The sequence below is a fragment of the Flavobacterium lacustre genome (assembly GCF_027474525.2).
In the GTDB taxonomy this organism is placed as follows: Bacteria; Bacteroidota; Bacteroidia; order Flavobacteriales; family Flavobacteriaceae; genus Flavobacterium; species Flavobacterium lacustre.
The window spans coordinates 1752009-1771947 of the sequence record NZ_CP114882.2; the positions used below are offsets into that span (position 1 = coordinate 1752009).

Genomic DNA, 19939 nt, shown 5'->3' on the forward strand with positions numbered 1-19939 from the left:
GAGCGCAGTCGAGATAGCTTCTTTCGGACATCGTTCAAAGCAAGCTTAGTCGAGATTAATTTAAATATTTATTTTAAAATTTAACCTAAAACCATTCATTACCAAAATGAACCCATATATTGAAATTGCAGGAAGAAAAATAGGTCCCGATTATCCACCATTGGTGATTGCTGAAATAGGGATTAATCACGAAGGTTCTTTGCAGACCGCTAAGGAAATGGTTGATGCTGCCCACAGAGCCGGTGTTGAGGTGGTCAAGCATCAAACGCATATCGTGGAAGATGAAATGAGTGGCGCTGCCAAAAAAGTAATCCCCGGCAATGCAACTGTTTCTATTTACGAAATTATGGAGCGCTGTTCGCTGAACGAAGCGGATGAGCTGGCTCTTAAAAATTATGTAGAAAGTAAGGGGATGCTATTTATATCGACTCCTTTTTCTCGAGCTGCTGCGGAACGATTGCGGAAATTTGATATCCCTGCTTATAAGATTGGTTCCGGTGAATGTAATAATTACCCTTTATTGGAACACATTGCTTCTTTCGGGAAGCCTGTTATTCTGAGCACCGGAATGAATACTATTGAAAGTATTGCCAAAGCAGTGGCGATTTTTGACCAACACAATGTACCTGTAGCACTATTGCATACTACTAATTTATATCCCACTCCCATACATTTGGTCCGGTTAGGGGCTATGGTGGAAATGCATGATGCTTTTCCGGATAAAGTTTTCGGCTTGTCTGATCATACCCTGAATAACAATGCCTGTTTGGGCGCAGTGGCTTTAGGAGGCAGTATTTTGGAGCGTCATTTTACCGACCACATGCAGCGTACCGGTCCCGACATTGTGTGCAGTATGGATGAGCAAGCCTGTGCGATGTTGATTACAAGTTCTAATGAAATTTGGCAGATGCGTGGCGGAACCAAAAAGCCCGCGTTAGAGGAACAAGTGACTATTGATTTTGCTTTTGCAACGGTTTGTTCCATTAAGCCGATACAAAAAGGGGAATTGCTTACTAAAGAGAATATTTGGGTAAAACGTCCTGGAACCGGAAAAATTTTAGCCGAACATTTTAATGATTTGATTGGGAAAATTGCTGTTCGCGACATTGATTGTGATGAACAATTGGATTTTAATGATTTTGAACAGTAGTTTGTTTATTTTCCCTTCTTTGAAGTGCCATTAGCACCTTAAAAATATAGTCAATTGTAAGAAAATGTAGCCCTCTCGAGCGCAATCGAGCGGTATTTAAGATTTAAATGTGTCTCGACTGCGCTAGACATGACAGAAAAATGATGAAGAGAATTCTTTTCCTGACAGGAACCCGAGCTGATTTTGGAAAAATAAAATCATTGATTTCAATTCTTGAACAACAAGAAGGATTTGAAGTTTTTGTTTTTGTTACCGGAATGCATATGTTGGAGCAATATGGCTATACGGTATTGGAGATTGAACGGTGTGGCTTCAAAAATATTCATACTTTTATCAATCATACTCATGAAACTACGATGGATTTGACCCTGGCCAAAACCATTGAAGGGCTATCTGCTTTTATCAAGACCGTTCCTCCTGATATGATTATAGTTCATGGGGATCGCGTAGAAACACTTGCCGGCGCCATAGTAGGCTCGCTCAATAATATTTTAGTGGCGCATATTGAAGGAGGAGAATTATCCGGTACGGTAGATGAGTTAATTCGACACAGTGTCAGTAAATTAAGTCATATCCATTTTGTTTCAAATGCTGATGCGGCCAAAAGGTTGATTCAAATGGGAGAAAAGAAGTCTTCTATATTTACCATTGGCTCTCCTGATATTGATGTTATGTTTTCGGATGCGTTACCGAATTTGAGCGTTGCCCAATCCTATTATCAGATTCCTTTTGATACGTATGCCATTGCCATGTTTCATCCCGTTACCACAGAAGCTGCCGAAATGCAGCATCATGCGGATCATTTTGTAGCTGCTTTGCTGGATGACACCCATAATTATGTTGTTGTTTTTCCTAATAATGATTTGGGAACTAACGCTATTTTGGAAGCCTATAAAAAATTAGAGAACAATACCCGTTTTCGAATATTTCCTTCTTTGCGATTTGAATATTTTCTGACTTTGCTCAAAAATGCACAATATATCATAGGGAATAGTAGTGCCGGAATTCGGGAAGCTCCTTATTATGGGATTCCTATTATTAATATTGGAACACGACAACAAAACAGAGCTGTTCATGCGGATATTATCAATGTAGATTATGGTACAGAAAATATTGCAGCCGCATTAGCGCTAATAGATACGCATAAAGTAACTGCTTCGGATACTGATTTTGGTCAAGGAAACAGTGCGCAACTTTTTCTGGAATCTATTGAAAAGGACGCTATTTGGGGCATTAATCATCAAAAACAATTTAGAGATATTTATTAGCTTTTATACCCAAGTTATAATTTGTTTAAATAGCCAAAAAAATATACATTTTATGAATTCTAAAATAGCATTAATTAGTACGATAATTAATAAAGAACTTTATAAAAAAAGTTCTCAATTATTTCCTCTAAACATTCGAAAATATGTTATTGATGGAACCAATGGTATGCATGGCCTTGACAGTATTTTTTATATGATGCATAAGCTGCAAGGCAAAGGTATTGATTGGTTAATTATGGCAGATGAAGATGTGTTGTTTGAAAATCCGGATATGGTTTTTGATATCATCCAAAAAATGGAATCTCAAAACTTTACCGTTTGCGGGGTTCGTGATGGAGGACTTATTTTACATCGAAAAGAAAACCCTTATGTGATAAATACATTTTTTTCTATAATTAATTTTAGAGAAATTGAATTAATTTGGGATAAAAAAGAAGTGTTAAAGAATAATTACACAATAGATAATGAGTTTGATGATGATTTAAGAAGTCTTAAAGGAGCATTTGATGTTAAAAGCATATATGAACCTTATTATTGTTTTTATCTTTGGCTACGAAGAAATAAAAAACAGTTTCTTTTTTTAGATACTTATCACCCTTTTGTTGATGATGAAATTACCAATGCCGTATATTTTGAAGATAAAGTGCTGTTGTATCACACTTGGTATGCACGTTCTTATGGTATCAATAAAAAGCATACTAATAGGATCAACAAAATATTGGAATTGCTTAAATTCGAAAACAAAATTATTCCTAATCCCATAGTTTTTAAGCATAAAACTTTTTTCATAATCAAAAGTATCAGAAAATTATATAAAAGATTGCTGATGAGAATTCAAATGAAACGAAACAACAAAAATAACAGTGTTTAATATATTTATATAAATGAAAAAACTAGGCATAGTCATCACTGATGGTGTTGGATTCCGGAATTTTGTTATGAGTGATTTCTTAACCGAAGCCAGACTCCAATTTGATACTATTATTATCTATTCGGGCTTGCCTATTAGTGCTTATCCTGCTGTTTTGCCATCAGGGGTTACTATAAAGGAATTGGATGTTTTTGTAGAAGGCAAATGGACCTGGTTCTTCAGGAAATGGAAAGAGTTGGCTCATCTACACCAATTTAAGTCTTTTTATGGGATGAAAGACAACTTGCATTCCGGGTATCCCAAAACCAACTCTGCCCGATCTCTTTTAGTCAAAATCATTTATTTTTTTACCCAAACCGTTCACTCTTCTGCCAGTATTTTGTTTGCGGAAAAGCTACAGTTTTTGTCTTTTTCAAAACATACGATTACTAAAGGATATCTTCAATTGGTACAAGAAGACCAACCGAGCCATGTTTTTTTCACCCATCAAAGACCCCCATATTTAGCCCCATTTTTATATGCGGTTATTCAATCTAAAATACCGGTCAGCAGTTTTATTTTCAGTTGGGATAATTTAGCCTCTAAAGGAAGGATGTTAGGGACTTTTGATTATTTTTTGGTATGGAGTGATTTAATGAAAAAGGAGTTGTTGTATTTTTATCCTAATGTAAAAGAGGAACAGGTAAGGGTGGTTGGTACGCCGCAATTTGAGCCCTATGTTATGGACAAATACAAAACCGAAAAACAGGATTTTTATACTAAGTTTGCCTTAGAAGGCAATCAAAAAATAATTTGTTTCAGTTGTGCTGACGCCAGTATCGGAGCCAATGACCCCATTGTAATTCGGACTATTGCCAATGCCATACGAGAAAATAAAATGGGATTCCCTGTTCAGTTTTTGGTGCGGACTTCTCCAGCAGAAGGACCAGAGCGATTTGCTGCTATACAAAAAGATTTTCCTGAGATTATCTGGAATAGCCCCAAATGGATTCTTACCCGGGAAAATCATGCGGAAAGCTGGTCGCAACGCATTCCCAGTGATGAGGATATCAAAGATTTACGTTCTTTGTTGGAATATGTTGATTTGAATATTAATATGTGTTCTACGATGAGTTTGGATTTTATGTTATTTGACAAACCAGTAATTAATACCGTTTTTGGGAATCCTGAAAATGGGTTGTATGATGACCAACGGTTTTTAGGATATGATCATTTCAAAAAAGTAGTCGACAGCCAATCCGTAACCATTGCCAAAAATCCGACAGAGTTAATTGACCAAATCCAGGAGGCTTTAGCCCATCCTTCTGCAAGAACCAAAGAAAGAAAGGCCCTGATTGAATTGCAAATAAGTGAGGATTTAGTAGGAACCAGTAAGCGAATTGCCGCTACTTTATCAGAATGGAATGACAGAACCTAAAACAATAGCGGTACTCTGTAATTATGAACTGTTACCCGAAAGAGTAGGTGGAATGGACTATTTTTTTTGGCAGTTTGACCGCCAATGTGCCGCCAATGGCATTCAGGTCCATTGGTTTTTTCCGAATCATTCGGATCATGGGGAATATGCCACTTTAACTGTTTTTGACAGTGGGTACCAATCGGTCGAAAATTATTTTCTTAGTTTTTGTAAGACCAATGCAACAGCGTATACGCATATTATCACCCATTTTATTGAATTATGCACTCCTTTTTTTTATAAAATAAAGCAGTTCAGTGCTGCTAAAATAATTGCCATAGACCACAATCCAAGACCCCTTCACGGCTATCCTTTTAAAAAGAGAATCGAGAAAAGAATCAAAGGGATTTTGTTTTCCAGATATATTGCTGTTTTTGTGGGCGTTTCTGATTATACTGTAGCAGAAATTGTACGTGATTTTGGTTCTTTTGTAAAAAAGAAAACGTTGACCATTTATAATGGAGTTGTATTGGAGGGTATCTTGGAACGAACGAATCGGAGTCTGCTACATCCCCGCTTTTTGACTGCATCGCATTTGCGGGAATCCAAAGGGATTCAGGATTTAATTACTGCTGTCGCACTGCTGCCTGCCGAAATACAGAAGACCATTACAATTGATCTATACGGGGACGGGCCTTACAAAAGTGTTTTGGTTGAAAAGATGAAACAGCATGATGTAGTGTCTTGTTTTACTTTTATGGGCAGCAGTCCCAACCTGAAAACCTTGTTTTCGCATTATGATTATATGCTGCAACCTACCCACATGGAGTGTTTCAGTTTGTCCATATTAGAGAGTTTAGCAGCTAATGTTCCTGTTATTACAACGAATGTTGGCGGTAATGAAGAAGTAGTAGTCGATGGAGAAAACGGCTATATCTTTAAAGCGAAAGATGTAGTTGCTCTAAAGTATATTCTAGAAGCGATTTATTTGGGGCATCAAAGAATTGAAACGAATACCAGAATGCTGATAGAGGATTCCTTTTCATTGCATAGTATGGTTGCACATCATTTGGCTTTGGTGCTACCGAATAAATCTTAATTTTACACTGTCAAATCTGTTTCAATACTTATGTTTTTTAATTCCTTATCCTTTGCCGTTTTCCTGCCTATTGTATTTGTGTTGTATTGGTTTGTCTTTCATAAAACCAAAAGCACCCAAAATGCATTGCTTATTGTAGCCAGTTATTATTTTTATTCCTGTTGGGATTGGCGTTTCTTGTTCCTGTTGGTTTTCTCTACTTTTTTAGATTATTATACGGGTATTCGAATTGAAAAAGCTAAGACCGAAACGGGGCGAAAATTTTGGTTTTGGTTGAGTATCAGTGTTAATCTGGGTTTCTTGGGAATCTTTAAATACTATAATTTTTTTGCAGATTCTTTCTCGGACTTATTGAATGGATTTGGGTTGCAAACGAGTCCGTTATTGCTGAATGTGGTTTTGCCGGTGGGTATTTCGTTTTACACCTTTCACGGATTATCATATGTCATTGATATCTATTTAAAAAGAATCAAAGCCGAATATAACTTTGTGGATTATTCCTTGTTCGTCAGTTATTTTCCATTGCTGGTAGCCGGTCCTATTGAAAGAGCCACCCATTTATTGCCGCAAGTAAAGGTGAAACGGACCTTTGATTTTGAGAAAGCAAAAGAAGGCGTGTATCAGATCCTTTGGGGATTGGTCAAGAAAGTAGTCATAGCCGATACATGTGCCACTTATGCGAATGCTATTTTTGATCATTATACGTCAATGAACTCTTTGTCATTGATTCTTGGTGCTTTCTATTTTGCTTTCCAAATTTATGGGGATTTCTCCGGTTACTCCGATATGGCGTTGGGTATGTCCAAGTTGTTTGGCATTGATTTATTGCGCAATTTTAATTATCCGTATTTCTCCAGAGATATAGCCGAGTTCTGGAGGCGTTGGCACATCTCCCTCTCGTCCTGGTTTCGGGATTATGTGTATATTCCGTTAGGCGGAAGTAAGGGAAGTAAATTCAAACAAGTTCGAAATGTATTTGTTATTTTCTTATTGAGTGGTTTTTGGCATGGTGCCAATTGGACTTTTATCGCTTGGGGTTTTATTAATGCGTTGTATTTTTTACCGTTGTTGCTCTTGCAACGCAATCGGTCTAATATGGAAACGGTTTCACTGCATTGGGATTGGACTTCTGTAAAAGTATTCTTTAGTATTCTCAGCACTTTTCTGTTGACTTGTCTGGCCTGGGTGTTTTTCAGGGCCAAATCAATAGTAGATGCTTTCGATTACATTGCCCGTATTTTTACGAATCGCAGTTTTTTACCCCAATATTTAGAAAATGAACGCTACAGTTATGAAATACTTCTTTTGGTGCTGCTTTTTATTCTAGTCGAATGGAATGCCAGAGCTAAAATTGAACCGATTTCGGGAAAGTACAGTTGGGTGAAAGTGACTCTTTGCCTAGCGGCTCTTTTGGCATTAGGAACGTATTCTGATTATAAGGAGTTTATTTATTTTCAGTTTTAAGGTGGTGATTTTCGTTTACCCCGGCCCTAAAGGGAGCGAAAATTTGGGGAATTTGGTGTTGAATTTTCGTTTACCCCGGCCCTAAAGGGAGCGAAAATTTAGGAGGTTTTGTAGTTGATTTTCGTTTACCCCAGCCCTAAAGGGAGCGAAAATTTAGGGAGTTTTGTGGTATGATTTTCGTTTACCCCGGTCCTAAAGGGAGCGAAAATTTAGCAGGTTTTGTAGTTTGATTTTCGTTTGCCCCAGCCCTAAAGGGAGCGAAAATTTAGGAGGGTTTGTAGTTGATTTTCGTTTACCCCGGCCCTAAAGGGAGCGAAAATTAGGGGGTTTTGTGGTATGATTTTCGTTTACCCCGGCCCTAAAGGGAGCGAAAATTTAGGGAATTTGGTGTTGAATTTTCGTTTTGCCCCAGCCCTAAAGGGAGCGAAAATTTAGAATATTTTTTAGTGTAATGAGGTGTGTTTCTTTTTCCTCCTTTTAGGGTTGGGGAAGAAAAAGAAATAAAAGGATAAAAAATTTTGAAAAGTAATATTGTTTTGAATTAAAACTATTTTATAGGTTTATGGATAAAAATCCGCTTGAATCAGATAATATGTGGAAGGGAGCTTCTCCACAGATTTTTTCAAATGCTAAAAAATTAAGAGCAAACTTAACAGCAGCTGAAGAGATGTTGTGGTTAGCAGTAAAAAATAATCAGATTGATGGATATAAATTCAGGAGACAACATCCTCTTAGTATCTATATTGCTGATTTTTATTGTCATGCTCTAAAGTTAGTAATTGAGATTGATGGAGGATATCATTTGACCGAAGAGCAACAGCTATTAGATGAAAAAAGAACGAAGGATATCGAATTTCAAGGATTAAAAGTGATTCGATTCACTAATGAGGAAGTGCTAGTACAGTTGCCTGAAGTAATAGATAAAATAAAAGCTTTTATTAAGACGAGATAAATTTTCGTTTACCCCAACCCTAAAGGGAGCGAAAATTGGGGGATTGATAGTTGATTTTCGTTTACCCCGGCCCTAAAGGGAGCGAAAATTAGGGCATTTTGTGGTATGATAAGTGTGTATTTCTTTTTCCTCCCTTTAGGGTGGGGCAAGAAAAAGAAATTAAGAGGGCGTTTTATAGTTGATTTTCGTTTACCCCGGCTCTAAAGGGAGCGAAAATTTAGAATATTTTTAGTATGATGAGGGTGTATTTCTTTTTCCTCCCTTTAGGGTGGGGCAAGAAAAAGAAATAAGAGGGCGTTTAGTGTTTGATTTTCGTTTACCCCGGCCCTAAAGGGAGCGAAAATTCAGGATATTTTATTAAGGTTAAGGCATGCATAATAATTAGAAAAAATTGATAATTATAATACAGAATAAAACAACAATGAAGCAGTTTTTAATTTTTACAGTCAAAACCCTTGTGCTACTATTTTTACTTTTAGTAGTACTGGATTTTTTGTATACCACTGTTTATCTACAGTCTTCGAATAGAGGAAAAATTGATTATGTTTACAACTCAGTAGCTCGTGATTATGATGTAGTTATTTTAGGATCTTCGCGGGCTAATAATCATTTTGTTGCCCCGATGTTTGAAGCTAAAGGGTTGAAGACCTTTAATTATGGAATGAGTGGGGGGCATTTATTTGAGGCTTCTTTGCTGTTGAAATTAATGATTGAACGGAAGTATGCTATTAAAAATGTGGTATTGGAAGCCGATTTGAACTTGTCGAATGAGAATGAGTCTGAAAGTGTGGCCTCTAAATTTTTGCCATACCTGCATAATTCTACCGTTATTGCCACGCATTTTTCACAGCAGCCTGATTTTTGGAGCTTGTATTACATTCCTTTTTACCGGTATGTTGCTTTTGAACCCCGAATTGGTTTCAGGGAAATGTATGATACAGCCAGAGAAAAACCAACTAATTTGTTGGACCATTCAGGGTATTATCCTTTGGGTAAAAAACCGAATGCCAATATGAAAAATGATCTGACTAATTTAAAACCCCTACATAATAAATATTACGAAGAAATTAAAGCCATTTGTGTCCAAAACAAGATTCGCTTTATTCCTGTTATGACTCCTATGTGTACTAATACTAAAGGGATGGATTATTTTGAGAAGGTGCATGCCCTCTATCCTGAAATTCACAATTATGAAAATGTGGTCGAAGGGGATCAGTATTTTTCTTCCTGTGGGCATCTGAATGATACCGGCGCCCGAATTTTTACAGCTGTAATTATTAACGATTTTTTTAAGCACTAACCATGAAAATAGCCTTTTTGACTCCCGAATATCCTCATGCCAAAACCGGAGCCTCCGGAGGGATAGGTACGAGTATCCGAAACTTAGCTTTGGGATTGACAGCGGAGGGTTGTTCCGTACGGGTTTTGGTCTATGCTCAAAAAGAAGAGGGCATTTTTGATGATAGTGGTATTTGTATCCAACAAATCAGAAACATAAAATGTAAGGGCTTGTCGTGGTATCTTACCCGTAAAAAACTGGAGAATATTATTAATACCTTATACCGGCAACAGCAAATTGATCTGGTTGAGGCACCGGACTGGACTGGAATTACATCTTTTGTCTCTCCCCAAAAGTGTCCTGTTGTCATTCGGCTGAATGGCTCCGATACGTATTTTTGCCATTTGGATCAGCGACCTGTCAAATGGGTGAATCGGTTTCATGAAAAAAAAGCATTGAAAAATGCAGATGGTCTACTTTCTGTCAGTCAGTTTACCGCTGATTTGACCAATACAGTGTTTGGTTTGAATAAGAAATTCACCATAATTCCAAATTCTATCGCTGTTGATGCGTTTAGTTCCGATGATTCCAATACTAGAAATAAGTATACTATATTATATTTTGGCAGTTTAATCCGGAAAAAAGGATTGTTAGAGTTGCCTTTTATTTTTAATGCTGTGGTCGCCAAAAACCCGAAGGCACAATTGCTTTTGGTAGGCAGGGATGTTCCTGATATTATTTCGGGTAATGCTTCGACCTGGGAGATGATGCAAGGATTATTTACTGCAGAAGCCCAAGCGAATGTACGTTATTTGGGGAGCGTTCCGTATGAAAACATAAAAACGCACATTGATGAAGCTGCTGTTTGTGTTTTTCCTACATTTGCTGAGGCGCTGCCTGTTTCCTGGATAGAAGCCATGGCTATGCAAAAACCAATTGTAGCGTCCAATATTGGTTGGGCCACAGAAGTGATTGATGATGGGGTTAATGGGTTTTTGATACATCCTACGAACCACGACTTGTATGCCGATACGATTGTTAAAGTACTGGAAAATGAAAGTTTGCAAAAAGAATTAGGAATGCAGGCGAGAAAAAAAGTAACCCAAAAATTTAGTATAACTCCGATAGCGCAACAGAGTTTAGTGTTTTATAAAAAAGTGCTTGAAAGATAAGTACTTTACCAGCGTTGCAGAAATGGGACTATTGCCATTCACCCAACCTAAAGCAGCAGTACAGAACAGTATGCTGTCAAGTGATTAACGGATGTGCATCCTGCTAACAAAATAACTATTTATACGTTTACATTATCAGATGGAAAGAATACAATTAAAAGAATATACTACTGCCTCAGGTGAAATCCTATTGTATGCCGGGTTGCCGGATTTTCAACAGTTAGAGGTTTTGTCTGCCGGAGCAGGGGATATTTGGCATAGTTCTTTTGAACAAGGGTATAAAAATGCTTTTCCGGAATTGGTTTATCAGACAGCTGTTTTTTTTTGGTATTTAAATGATTTTGACGGTTTGGACCAATGTGTCAGCTGGAGGATTAATCCCAATGCCTTTGCGGTTCGGAAATCAGTATGGGACCTCACAAAAGGGTTTGATACCGATTATGAAAATCCTCAAATGCAGGCTTTGGATTTTGGTTTCAGATGTATCCGTTTTTTTGGTGTCGTTCCTTTATATGTCCATCATTTATTTCCTGCTGCTGCAAAAGAAACAGTCTTTATTTCGCAAAAGGATCGTCATCTTTTTTTTAGAAAAAATTATAAAATAAGCCATGCACTTTTTATGATTTACAGACTGGGCTTTTGGAAAATTTCGGAGTGGAGCACTTTATTTATCGTTAAGAATACTTTTCAAAAAAGAACCATTTCTGAACGAGTTCCATCGAGAATGCTGCTTCCTGTTCAGGGAAAACCTTCGGTGAGCTATATTATACCTACAATGTTCCGTCAAGAATATACCTTGAAATTGTTGGACGATTTATCACATCAGCACTATATTCCTACCCAAGTCATTGTGGTAGATGCCACTCCATCGAATGACAGAGATGAAACGGCCTACGAACAAAAGCCATATCCGTTTGAATTAAAAGTAATCTGGCAACAGTCTAAGGGCAGTTGCAGGGCCAGAAATGAAGCGATTGCTTTATGCACCGGGGATTATATTGTCTTTGGCGATGATGATATTCGGATTCCTGCGGATTTTATCGAAAACCATATCCGTTTTTTACAAACCTATTCGGTTGGCGCCTGTAACGGATTGGATATTCGTGCAGAGCATCACCAGCAGAATTTAGACCATTTAGCGTCTAAGTTGGACCAATTGAACCGACCGCCGTATAGTGCGGGTTGTGCTCAAATGTTTAGCAATGCTAATTCATGTGTTAAACGGGAATTTGTAAATCAGTTGGTTGGAAATGACGTCAATTTTGATGGCGGTTACGGCGAGGACAGCGATTTTGGAATGTCGTTAAGCAAAATCGGAGTAGTGGTATTGGCCAATCCATATGCTGCTAATCTGCATTTAAAACCCCCCAGCGGAGGCTATCGTTTTTGGGGAACTCAGGCTAAACTGCTTGGTAAAAAAAGAAAATCCCAGCCTTGGGAATTGGATACCCCTGTAAAAAACATAACTCCTATACCCAGTCCTACGGTGATGTATGGTATTCTGAAACATTACACGCCTAAACAGTTGACAGAATATAAGTATAAGCATTTTACGTATTATTTGTTAAGTGGATCTAAGCTTGGTTTTTTGTATCGTTTGCTGCGTCTGCCTTACAAGAATCTTCAGTTTAAGAAATCTATTTTTTATGCCCAAAAATTACGGAATTTAGGAACTCGACACGACTAAAATATGAAATTATCCTTGATTATTTGTACCTATATGCGTCCCCAATCGTTGCAGCAATTGTTGCAATCGGTTCAGGTACAAACCGTATTTCCGGATGAAATATTAATTATTGACGGATCCGTAAATCAGGAAACGGAACAGATGATTGCTCAAAAGAAGGTCGCCAATCTTCGTTATTTTTTAGTTCCGGAATCCTTTCGAGGGTTGACTAAACAAAGAAATTTTGGATTAGATCAAGTGGCTTCCACCAGTGACATAGTTGCTTTTTTGGATGATGACACTGAATTGTCTCCCACTTATTTTGAAGCATTAATTGATACCTTCTCTGCTGATGCCACTATTTCCGGTGTAGGCGGTGTTGCGGTTAATGAGAATGGTTGGAGCTTAACCGTCCCCGATACAAAATACGATGCGAATCGTTATTTTCAGTTTGAGGGATTTATTTATAAAGAAGGACAGCGCAATGTAGTGCGTAATTATTTAGGATTGCATTCCAATGTCGGACCCGGAAGAATGCCGGAGTACTCCCATGGTAAAACTTGTGGGTTTCCTTTGACAGGTCTGATTTATGAAGTGGACTTGTTAGTTGGTATGTCCTTCGCCTTTCGAAAAAGAGTATTTGATTCCCTTCGGTTTTCCACTTATTTTGAAGGCTATGGCTTGTATGAAGATGCAGATTTCAGTATCCGTGCTTTACAGTTTGGCAAAAATGTAATTAATACAAAGGTGCAGCTGAATCACTATCATCATCCATCCGGAAGACCTAATTCCTATAAATACGGCAAAATGGTGGTGCGTAACGGTTGGTACGTATGGAGAACCAAAAACGCGAATCCCGATATTTCGGCTACTTTCAAATGGCATGCTATAACGCTGTTGCTGACGTTGATTCGGTTTGCCAATGCGATTACTACCATTGCCAAAAAGGAAGCGTTTACGGAAGCTGTTGGACGAACAGTAGGTTGGTGGAGTTTGTGGTTTAGGAAACCGAAAGAAACAAAGAACGCTATCAAGTATTAAAAAAATAGGTTGCTTAATTCTAACTAATCCTAAATTAAATAATTTTCGAACTGATTATGATACCCGTTAATTGTATATGAATTCTTATTTTTACATTTTTGGAACACCGTTTTTTACTGTTAATGGGCAAATCGTATTAAAATGGCGATTAGATCCTTTTGGTATTTTGCCAGCCGGGGCAAAGGAAAAAGTGCTTTCTGAATCTTTTGTTTTTTCTCGATTTACTGCTGTTTTTCCTATATTGGTGTTTCTTACAGGTATTCTTTTTTTAGGAGAAACCTTCGCAATAGTCAGAGGAATAGGATTATTATTGATACTTTTAGAAATTTTTATCACTGTTAACTATTAAGAATGATACACGATAAGCAGCCCGTAATTTCTTTTGTAAGTCCCGTTTATAAAGCAGAAAAGATACTTGAACGATTGGTTGATGAAATCCATAAAGTGATGTTATTAATTGGTACTCCCTATGAAATTATATTAGTTGATGACAGAAGTCCTGATAAAAGCTGGGACGTAATGAAACAATTGTGTCGAGAATTTCCGGTGGTGAAGAGCATTCGATTAAGTCGTAATTTTGGTCAACACCCCGCAATTATGGCTGGTTTAGCCCATGCAAAAGGAGAATGGGTTGTGGTGTTAGATTGTGATTTGCAGGATCAACCTAAAGAAGTACTAAAACTGTATACTAAAGCACAAGAAGGATTTGATATTGTTTTAGCTAAAAGAAAAAACAGACAGGATAGCTTTTTTAAAAAAATGACATCATTTGTTTTTTCAAAGATTTATGGATTTTTTACGGATACACAATATGATAATGAAGTAGCAAATTTTGGTATTTATCATTCTAAAGTAATTGCGTCTATTTTAGAAATTTCGGATTCAATTAAATTTTTTCCATTATTTGTGAAATTTGTCGGATATCATTCCACATCAATTATTGTTGAACATGGACCAAGAGAAGAAGGAAACTCCAGTTATAGTCTATCTAAATTAATAAGTCTGGCTTTTAATTCCATCATTTCATTTTCTAATAAACCCTTAAAATTATTTGTTAAGTTTGGTTTAATTATTTCTTTGATTTCCTTTCTATTTGGTCTTTATAATGTTTATTTGACGTTAACTCACCAAATAGAAGTCTTAGGGTATAGCTCAATTATTGTTTCTATTTGGTTCTTGTCAGGTATAGTAATTACAACCATAGGGGTGACAGGAATTTATGTGGGTAAAATCTTTGATCAAACTAAAGATAGGCCTACATACCTTATAGATGAGGAAATATAATGGTTACTTTTTTGAAATGGGATTCCACTTTTTTTTCAAAAAAAATTGGTTTATTGGACTTAAAAGATAATTGTCAAAATATTGAAGACCTGAATCCAGATGATTGGGATTTAATTTATTTAGTAAGCGATGAAGACTTCTCTTTAGATATCAAAAAATTCATTACGACTTATTCAGAAACTAAGGTTGTTTTTTCAAAAAGGATAGTATCAGTAAATGAGGTGATTGATAAAAATATTAGTGTTGCCGATAATAATAGTAAAAATCAAATTTATCCTCTGGCATTAGAAAGTGGAAAGTTTAGCCGATTTAATTTAGATCAAAACTTTTCAAAGGCAGACTTTAATAACTTATATTACAAATGGGTCGATAATTCTTTTTATAAAAAGTATGCAGATGCCGTTTTAGTTTATCAATTAGAAAATAAGATTATAGGTTTTGTCACGTATACGATTTCAGAGGGTTTTGCAACTATTGGTTTAATTGCTGTTAATCCTCTATATCAAGGTAACAGAATAGGGAGGAAACTTATAAATGCAGTTGAGATTGAATTGATTAGGTGTCAGATTCGAGAATTAAGAATTCCAACTCAATTTCATAATAAAAATGCATGTGAATTTTATGTGAAATTAGGATATAAAATAATTGAAAAAAAGATAATCAAACATTATTGGAGAGTATGATTAGTTCTTACTTAAATACAAGTAAAAAAGAACTTTATTATGATGTTAAATTTAAAAAGAAGAGATTTATATAATACCGAATGGAAATAAAAAAACAATTTTTTTTAAATGGGTTGAATGAATTGAGGGCAATTGCTGCTTTATCTGTTACATATCATCATATTGAAATGCATAATGGATTGAATTCAATTTATAAGAAATATAATTATATTACTTATTTTACAGGTAACTTAGGTAAGAACGGAGTCTTTTTATTTTTTGTTTTAAGCGGATTTTTAATAACTTATTTATTATTGAAAGAAAAAGAAACGAATGGAACAGTTCTGTTAAAAAAATTCTTTTTTAGGCGAGCATACAGAATATGGCCATTATATTATTTAATTTTTATAATATCGGTTATTGTAATACCATTATTAGCTATCAATTTTGATATTTTTAAAGAGGATTCTTTGTCGTATAATCAAATTTTAAACACTCATAATTATGGAATTAAGAGTGTGGTTTTTTATTTATTTTTAATGCCAAACGTAGCGTTATATTCAGGATACTTCATCACAGGATGCTCACAAGCTTGGTCCGTAGGTGTTGAAGAACAGTTCTATATAATTTGGCCGTTTTTTATTTTACTTTTTAATAAAAGAAGAATTCTTCAGATTTTTTTTAGCGTTTTGGTTTTATTTCCTGTTTTTATTTTTTTAGCAAAAAATGATTATGTGCTGTATCCATTTTCGGTAATAATAAAGTCTATTCCGTTTCATTTTATGGCTATAGGCTCCATTGGAGGTTATTTTTTCTTTTATAAAAAACATATAATTGAAAGATATACAAAATCAAAAACCTCCTATTTTTTCTTGCTGTGTCTTATTTTAATATTTCTTTTTTATCCAATTTTTATTAATGAAATTCAAGATGTAAGTTTAAGTTTCCTTTTTTTAATCTTAATTTTATTTTCTATCAATGATGAAAATCCTTGGGTATTTAAAAATCAGTGTTTTTCTTATTTAGGTAAGATTTCATTTGGAATATATATGTATCATACATTGGTAATGTTTCTCGTTTTTCCTTTTGTCAATAAATATGTGGTCAACTTTCAAGCAGGTATCTATTACAACATTTTGTTATACCCATTAATTTTTATAATCACAATATTATTTAGTTCTTTGTCTTACAAATATTTTGAATCAAAATTTATTAAAATTAAAGATTCTAAATTTAAGGTACTTTGATATGATTCCATTCAACAAGCCCTATTTTACGGGTAAAGAGACCCAATATATTGAGGATGCTGTCAGAAAAGGCAAGATTTCCGGTAACGGGTATTACACCCAGTTGTGTCATGATTTTTTTGAACGTCGCTATGGGTTCAATAAATGTTTGTTGACGACTTCCTGTACCGATGCGCTGGAGATGGCCGCGCTATTGATTGATATAAAAGAAGGAGATGAGGTTATTATGCCTTCTTATACTTTTGTTTCTACAGCAAATGCTTTTGTTCTTCGTGGTGCAACCATCGTTTTTGCCGACAGCAGGGCAGACCATCCCGGGATGGATGAAGATTCTATTGAACGATTGATAACGGCTAAAACCAAAGCAATTGTCCCTGTGCATTATGCAGGTGTCTCCTGTGATATGGATAAAATAATGGATTTAGCTACAGCGTATCATTTGTATGTTATAGAAGATGCAGCACAGGCTATTGACAGTTTTTATACCGGAAAAGACGGAATAAAAAAGCCATTAGGTTCTATAGGGCATTTAGCTGCTTTTTCTTTTCATGAGACTAAAAATATTATTTCAGGCGAAGGAGGTATGCTGGTTGTTAATGATAATCAGTTTGCAGCAAAGGCAGAAATTATTTGGGAAAAAGGGACTAATCGTTCCTCTTTTTTTAGAGGTGAAGTTGATAAATATGGTTGGGTGGCTGTAGGGTCCAGTTTTTTGCCTTCGGAAATTATCGCAGCTTTTCTTTGGGCACAATTAGAGAATATGGATGCTATTCAGCAGGTTCGTAAACTGCATTGGGAGCATTATAATACGGCCTTGCTAAATTGGGCCAGGCAAAATGAAATTCAATTGCCTCTTATTCCATCTTATGCCAGCAATAATGGTCATATGTTTTATGTTGTTTGTCAGTCTATTGAGCAGCGACAAACGATTATTGAAAAACTCCAACGAAAAAAAATACTTTCCGTTTTTCATTACATCAGCCTGCATAGTAGTTCTTTTTATGCGGATAAACATACCGGTGGGGTATTAAATCAATCGGACAGGTATTCTAATTGTTTGTTGCGTTTGCCATTATTTTATGAATTAAATCCTCAACAAATTATAGACGCATTATGAAAGAGTGGTACTTAAAATACAATTTATCTATAGAGTGGATTTTCAAGGTTTCGGTTTTACTTTACTTTATGCTATCCTTTTATTACACCCTTTTTCTTGCTGAATGCGGAGGTGATGAATCTTTGTTTTTAAATGATTTACTTTTTATTAAAACTAACGGATGGATAGCAGCTATTGAAAAAAGCATTTCAATTCCGTACATGATTTTGGCCTATCCCTTTTCTTTTTTCTTGGATGGATACTTTTCATTGAAAGTGGCTAATGTTTTATTGTTGCTTCTTTTGCTGGTTTATTTTTTTAAAGTTGTAACTATTAAAAACTCTATATTTTATATTTATTTATTTTTTTATTTAGCCACATCAAGGTACTTTTTTGCAGGAACAAATGATGCTCTTTTTTTTACAGGCTTAGTCGTTTTTATTACAGAGGTATTTTATTTTATAGAGAATAAGAAAATGAACAGTCCGGTATTGGCATTTTCAGGATTAATTATATCGTTCTTTTCCAGAGAGTTATTTCTTGTTTATTCTCCGGTGGTATTGTTAGGATTTTATTTTTTGTTTAAAAATGGGTTTGTCTTTTTAAATAAAAGAATGCAGTTTCCTTTAGTCCTCTTTTTATTTTTCATGCTGTTCAATAGTCCTAGTCTGTTAGTGAAAGGCAAACTATCCTATGATAATAAAACACCCCCAAGTACAACAAAAGTGAGTTGGTCACAACGGCAGTATTTAGCACAACTATTAGTAAACAAAGGGGAACTGCCGAATTTTTCTCATCCCAGTTGGGAAGAAACACAAGACTATCTAAAGGTAAATGGCTCCAATTCACTGCCTGACGGTATTTTAGATGGGATGACTTTTGATTATTCAATGACGATTACAGAGTTTTTTAAAGATTTTTACTATTCTATGTTTTTTGGAGTAAGGCAATTGGGTTTAGTATTGTTATTTCCTTTTTACTTTATTGGAATTAATTTAAAAAAGACGACAGTCCTGAACCCAATGTTATTTGTACCCTATTCATTAGTACTAATGCTCAGTATTTTTTCATTGATTATTATTTCCTATATCGAGCCAAGATGGTATATTGCTATTTTTATTGTCGCCATAGTTTTTTATAATCACTATCAACTTCAGCAAAAAATTAATTATATCTTTATTTTAGTCAATTACTTGATTTTTATTTGTTTTTCTGCATATGGAATATACGGAATTTTACATAAACATATGGAGCTTTTCTGATAAAAGATAAAAATGCAGTTTATATAAAATGATCAGATTATGAAGATAATACAAGTATTGAATATTCCTAATTTTTATTCTTCCTACTATTTGTTAGGATTGAGTCAAATGTATAACGTCCAATTCAAAATGGATTCTCGTTTTACTAAGTTCAATAATAAGCCATTACTGATTTTTAAGGTTGATGACAACATTGTTGTAATTGATACTGACAATCCAACCGGGGTACATTCAGAATTATATGAATTAGCCAGCGTTTACTTTGTGACGAATAAGCTTATTAATCATGATTCTTACAAACAACCCAAAGTTAAACCACTTTACCCTCACTATCCCGTTAATATTGTGTTACTTTATTGTCGTATTTTTGGATTAGGGTTATTCCGTTATTTGAAATTTAAAGAGGTGCTGCAACAGATTTATATTCTTTGGAGAAGGCCTTTATATATTCAGTATAAAAAAAAATTTAGAAAAGATAATTTTATTTTTTTCTCTTCTAATATTTGGAAAAAAGAACCCGAAACCAATCAAATTCGTGCGGAATTTATTCGTTTTTGTAAAGCTGATCGCAGAATAACTTTTAAAGGCGGATTCATACCGCGCTCTGATGGCCATAATTACGGATTTGATAATGAGCTTAATCATGAAAAATATTCACCGAAGCTATTTTCAAAGCTAAGTGCCTCCTCTAAAATAGTTTTAAATAATCCCGCAGTTTGTGGAGCAGTGAGCTGGAGACTAGCGGAGTATTTAAATCAGGGTTTGTTTGTTTTGTCATTTCCTTTTAAAATTGAGTTGCCTCAAAATTTTAGACAGGATACTGAAGTGCGTTTTATCGAACATGTAACGGAATATAAAGCGATTTTCGATACCATAATAGCTAATCCAGCCTATCATGAAGCAGTAGCTGCAAATGGTAAATTTTATTTTGATACCTATTGCACTCCTCAAGCACAAGCAAAATATGTAGTTGAGTTTGTATTTAATAGCCCACCAAATTTAGTAGCTGATCCCAAAAATAATAGTTAAA

18 protein-coding genes are annotated in these 19939 nt (G+C 35.3%); 17 read left to right on the forward strand and 1 reads right to left on the reverse strand.

Going from position 1 to position 19939, the window contains the following annotated elements:
* Window positions 1-106: 106 nt before the first annotated feature.
* The 11 genes from O6P34_RS07635 to O6P34_RS07685 all read left to right on the forward strand — a co-directional run bounded on the left by O6P34_RS07635 (window position 107) and on the right by O6P34_RS07685 (window position 13358).
* Window positions 107-1150, forward strand: a complete 1044-nt coding sequence (locus O6P34_RS07635) for an N-acetylneuraminate synthase family protein (RefSeq protein WP_269683920.1) — start codon at window positions 107-109, stop codon at window positions 1148-1150.
* Between the two features lie 143 nt (window positions 1151-1293).
* Window positions 1294-2418: a UDP-N-acetylglucosamine 2-epimerase gene (gene neuC / locus O6P34_RS07640; RefSeq protein ID WP_269686744.1), complete on the forward strand. Its 1125-nt coding sequence runs from the start codon at window positions 1294-1296 to the stop codon at window positions 2416-2418.
* Window positions 2419-2470: 52 nt separating this feature from the next.
* The gene (locus O6P34_RS07645; protein WP_269683921.1) at window positions 2471-3289 is read left to right on the forward strand and encodes a hypothetical protein; all 819 of its coding nucleotides are present in this window, start codon (window positions 2471-2473) and stop codon (window positions 3287-3289) included.
* Window positions 3290-3302: 13 nt separating this feature from the next.
* Window positions 3303-4706: a hypothetical protein gene (locus tag O6P34_RS07650; RefSeq protein ID WP_269683922.1), complete on the forward strand. Its 1404-nt coding sequence runs from the start codon at window positions 3303-3305 to the stop codon at window positions 4704-4706.
* Window positions 4693-5784: a glycosyltransferase family 4 protein gene (locus O6P34_RS07655; protein WP_269683923.1), complete on the forward strand. Its 1092-nt coding sequence runs from the start codon at window positions 4693-4695 to the stop codon at window positions 5782-5784. Before O6P34_RS07650 ends, O6P34_RS07655 begins: the two co-directional genes overlap by 14 nt.
* Before the next feature lie 30 nt (window positions 5785-5814).
* Complete coding sequence (locus tag O6P34_RS07660) at window positions 5815-7248, forward strand: MBOAT family O-acyltransferase (RefSeq protein ID WP_269683924.1); 1434 nt, start codon at window positions 5815-5817, stop codon at window positions 7246-7248.
* A 562-nt stretch (window positions 7249-7810) separates the two neighbouring features.
* The gene (locus O6P34_RS07665) at window positions 7811-8200 is read left to right on the forward strand and encodes an endonuclease domain-containing protein (RefSeq protein WP_269683925.1); all 390 of its coding nucleotides are present in this window, start codon (window positions 7811-7813) and stop codon (window positions 8198-8200) included.
* Window positions 8201-8621: 421 nt separating this feature from the next.
* Window positions 8622-9500 (forward strand): hypothetical protein, encoded by an 879-nt coding sequence (locus tag O6P34_RS07670; protein ID WP_269683926.1) that lies wholly within the window; start codon window positions 8622-8624, stop codon window positions 9498-9500.
* 2 nt (window positions 9501-9502) lie between these two features.
* Entirely contained in the window at window positions 9503-10651 is a 1149-nt protein-coding gene (locus O6P34_RS07675) for a glycosyltransferase family 4 protein (RefSeq protein ID WP_269683927.1), read from the forward strand.
* Window positions 10652-10790: 139 nt separating this feature from the next.
* Complete coding sequence (locus O6P34_RS07680) at window positions 10791-12338, forward strand: glycosyltransferase family 2 protein (RefSeq protein WP_269683928.1); 1548 nt, start codon at window positions 10791-10793, stop codon at window positions 12336-12338.
* 3 nt (window positions 12339-12341) lie between these two features.
* Window positions 12342-13358 (forward strand): glycosyltransferase family 2 protein, encoded by a 1017-nt coding sequence (locus O6P34_RS07685; RefSeq protein WP_269683929.1) that lies wholly within the window; start codon window positions 12342-12344, stop codon window positions 13356-13358.
* Between the two features lie 90 nt (window positions 13359-13448).
* Here O6P34_RS07685 and O6P34_RS07690 read toward each other — a convergent pair whose 3' ends face one another.
* Window positions 13449-13694, reverse strand: coding sequence for a hypothetical protein (locus O6P34_RS07690; protein WP_269683930.1), 246 nt, complete (start codon window positions 13692-13694; stop codon window positions 13449-13451).
* 15 nt (window positions 13695-13709) lie between these two features.
* On the opposite strand from O6P34_RS07690, the gene O6P34_RS07695 reads away from it, so the two are divergent.
* The 6 genes from O6P34_RS07695 to O6P34_RS07720 all read left to right on the forward strand — a co-directional run bounded on the left by O6P34_RS07695 (window position 13710) and on the right by O6P34_RS07720 (window position 19938).
* Complete coding sequence (locus tag O6P34_RS07695; RefSeq protein WP_269683931.1) at window positions 13710-14642, forward strand: glycosyltransferase family 2 protein; 933 nt, start codon at window positions 13710-13712, stop codon at window positions 14640-14642.
* An 11-nt stretch (window positions 14643-14653) separates the two neighbouring features.
* Window positions 14654-15325 carry a GNAT family N-acetyltransferase gene (locus O6P34_RS07700; protein ID WP_269683932.1) on the forward strand — a complete coding sequence of 224 codons (672 nt, stop codon included), beginning with the start codon at window positions 14654-14656 and terminating at the stop codon, window positions 15323-15325.
* 80 nt (window positions 15326-15405) lie between these two features.
* Window positions 15406-16551, forward strand: a complete 1146-nt coding sequence (locus O6P34_RS07705) for an acyltransferase family protein (protein ID WP_269683933.1) — start codon at window positions 15406-15408, stop codon at window positions 16549-16551.
* A gap of 1 nt (window position 16552) precedes the next feature.
* A complete protein-coding gene (gene rffA, locus O6P34_RS07710) occupies window positions 16553-17668 on the forward strand; it encodes a dTDP-4-amino-4,6-dideoxygalactose transaminase (protein ID WP_269683934.1) in 1116 nt (371 codons plus the stop codon).
* Window positions 17665-18909: a hypothetical protein gene (locus tag O6P34_RS07715; protein WP_269683935.1), complete on the forward strand. Its 1245-nt coding sequence runs from the start codon at window positions 17665-17667 to the stop codon at window positions 18907-18909. The genes rffA and O6P34_RS07715 overlap by 4 nt, the downstream gene beginning before the upstream one ends.
* Before the next feature lie 39 nt (window positions 18910-18948).
* The gene (locus tag O6P34_RS07720; protein ID WP_269683936.1) at window positions 18949-19938 is read left to right on the forward strand and encodes a glycosyltransferase family protein; all 990 of its coding nucleotides are present in this window, start codon (window positions 18949-18951) and stop codon (window positions 19936-19938) included.
* Window position 19939 lies beyond the last annotated feature (1 nt).

Bases quoted from the DNA above. Each gene is read 5' to 3' on its own strand.
- O6P34_RS07720 (WP_269683936.1), top strand. From the start codon at position 18,949: ATGAAGATAATACAAGTATTGAATATTCCTAATTTTTATTCTTCCTAC.
- O6P34_RS07685 (WP_269683929.1), top strand. From the start codon at position 12,342: ATGAAATTATCCTTGATTATTTGTACCTATATGCGTCCCCAATCGTTG.
- O6P34_RS07665 (WP_269683925.1), top strand. From the start codon at position 7,811: ATGGATAAAAATCCGCTTGAATCAGATAATATGTGGAAGGGAGCTTCT.
- O6P34_RS07705 (WP_269683933.1), top strand. From the start codon at position 15,406: ATGGAAATAAAAAAACAATTTTTTTTAAATGGGTTGAATGAATTGAGG.
- O6P34_RS07650 (WP_269683922.1), top strand. From the start codon at position 3,303: ATGAAAAAACTAGGCATAGTCATCACTGATGGTGTTGGATTCCGGAAT.
- rffA (WP_269683934.1), top strand. From the start codon at position 16,553: ATGATTCCATTCAACAAGCCCTATTTTACGGGTAAAGAGACCCAATAT.
- O6P34_RS07670 (WP_269683926.1), top strand. From the start codon at position 8,622: ATGAAGCAGTTTTTAATTTTTACAGTCAAAACCCTTGTGCTACTATTT.
- O6P34_RS07680 (WP_269683928.1), top strand. From the start codon at position 10,791: ATGGAAAGAATACAATTAAAAGAATATACTACTGCCTCAGGTGAAATC.
- O6P34_RS07660 (WP_269683924.1), top strand. From the start codon at position 5,815: ATGTTTTTTAATTCCTTATCCTTTGCCGTTTTCCTGCCTATTGTATTT.
- O6P34_RS07675 (WP_269683927.1), top strand. From the start codon at position 9,503: ATGAAAATAGCCTTTTTGACTCCCGAATATCCTCATGCCAAAACCGGA.
- O6P34_RS07645 (WP_269683921.1), top strand. From the start codon at position 2,471: ATGAATTCTAAAATAGCATTAATTAGTACGATAATTAATAAAGAACTT.
- O6P34_RS07655 (WP_269683923.1), top strand. From the start codon at position 4,693: ATGACAGAACCTAAAACAATAGCGGTACTCTGTAATTATGAACTGTTA.
- O6P34_RS07635 (WP_269683920.1), top strand. From the start codon at position 107: ATGAACCCATATATTGAAATTGCAGGAAGAAAAATAGGTCCCGATTAT.
- O6P34_RS07715 (WP_269683935.1), top strand. From the start codon at position 17,665: ATGAAAGAGTGGTACTTAAAATACAATTTATCTATAGAGTGGATTTTC.
- O6P34_RS07695 (WP_269683931.1), top strand. From the start codon at position 13,710: ATGATACACGATAAGCAGCCCGTAATTTCTTTTGTAAGTCCCGTTTAT.
- neuC (WP_269686744.1), top strand. From the start codon at position 1,294: ATGAAGAGAATTCTTTTCCTGACAGGAACCCGAGCTGATTTTGGAAAA.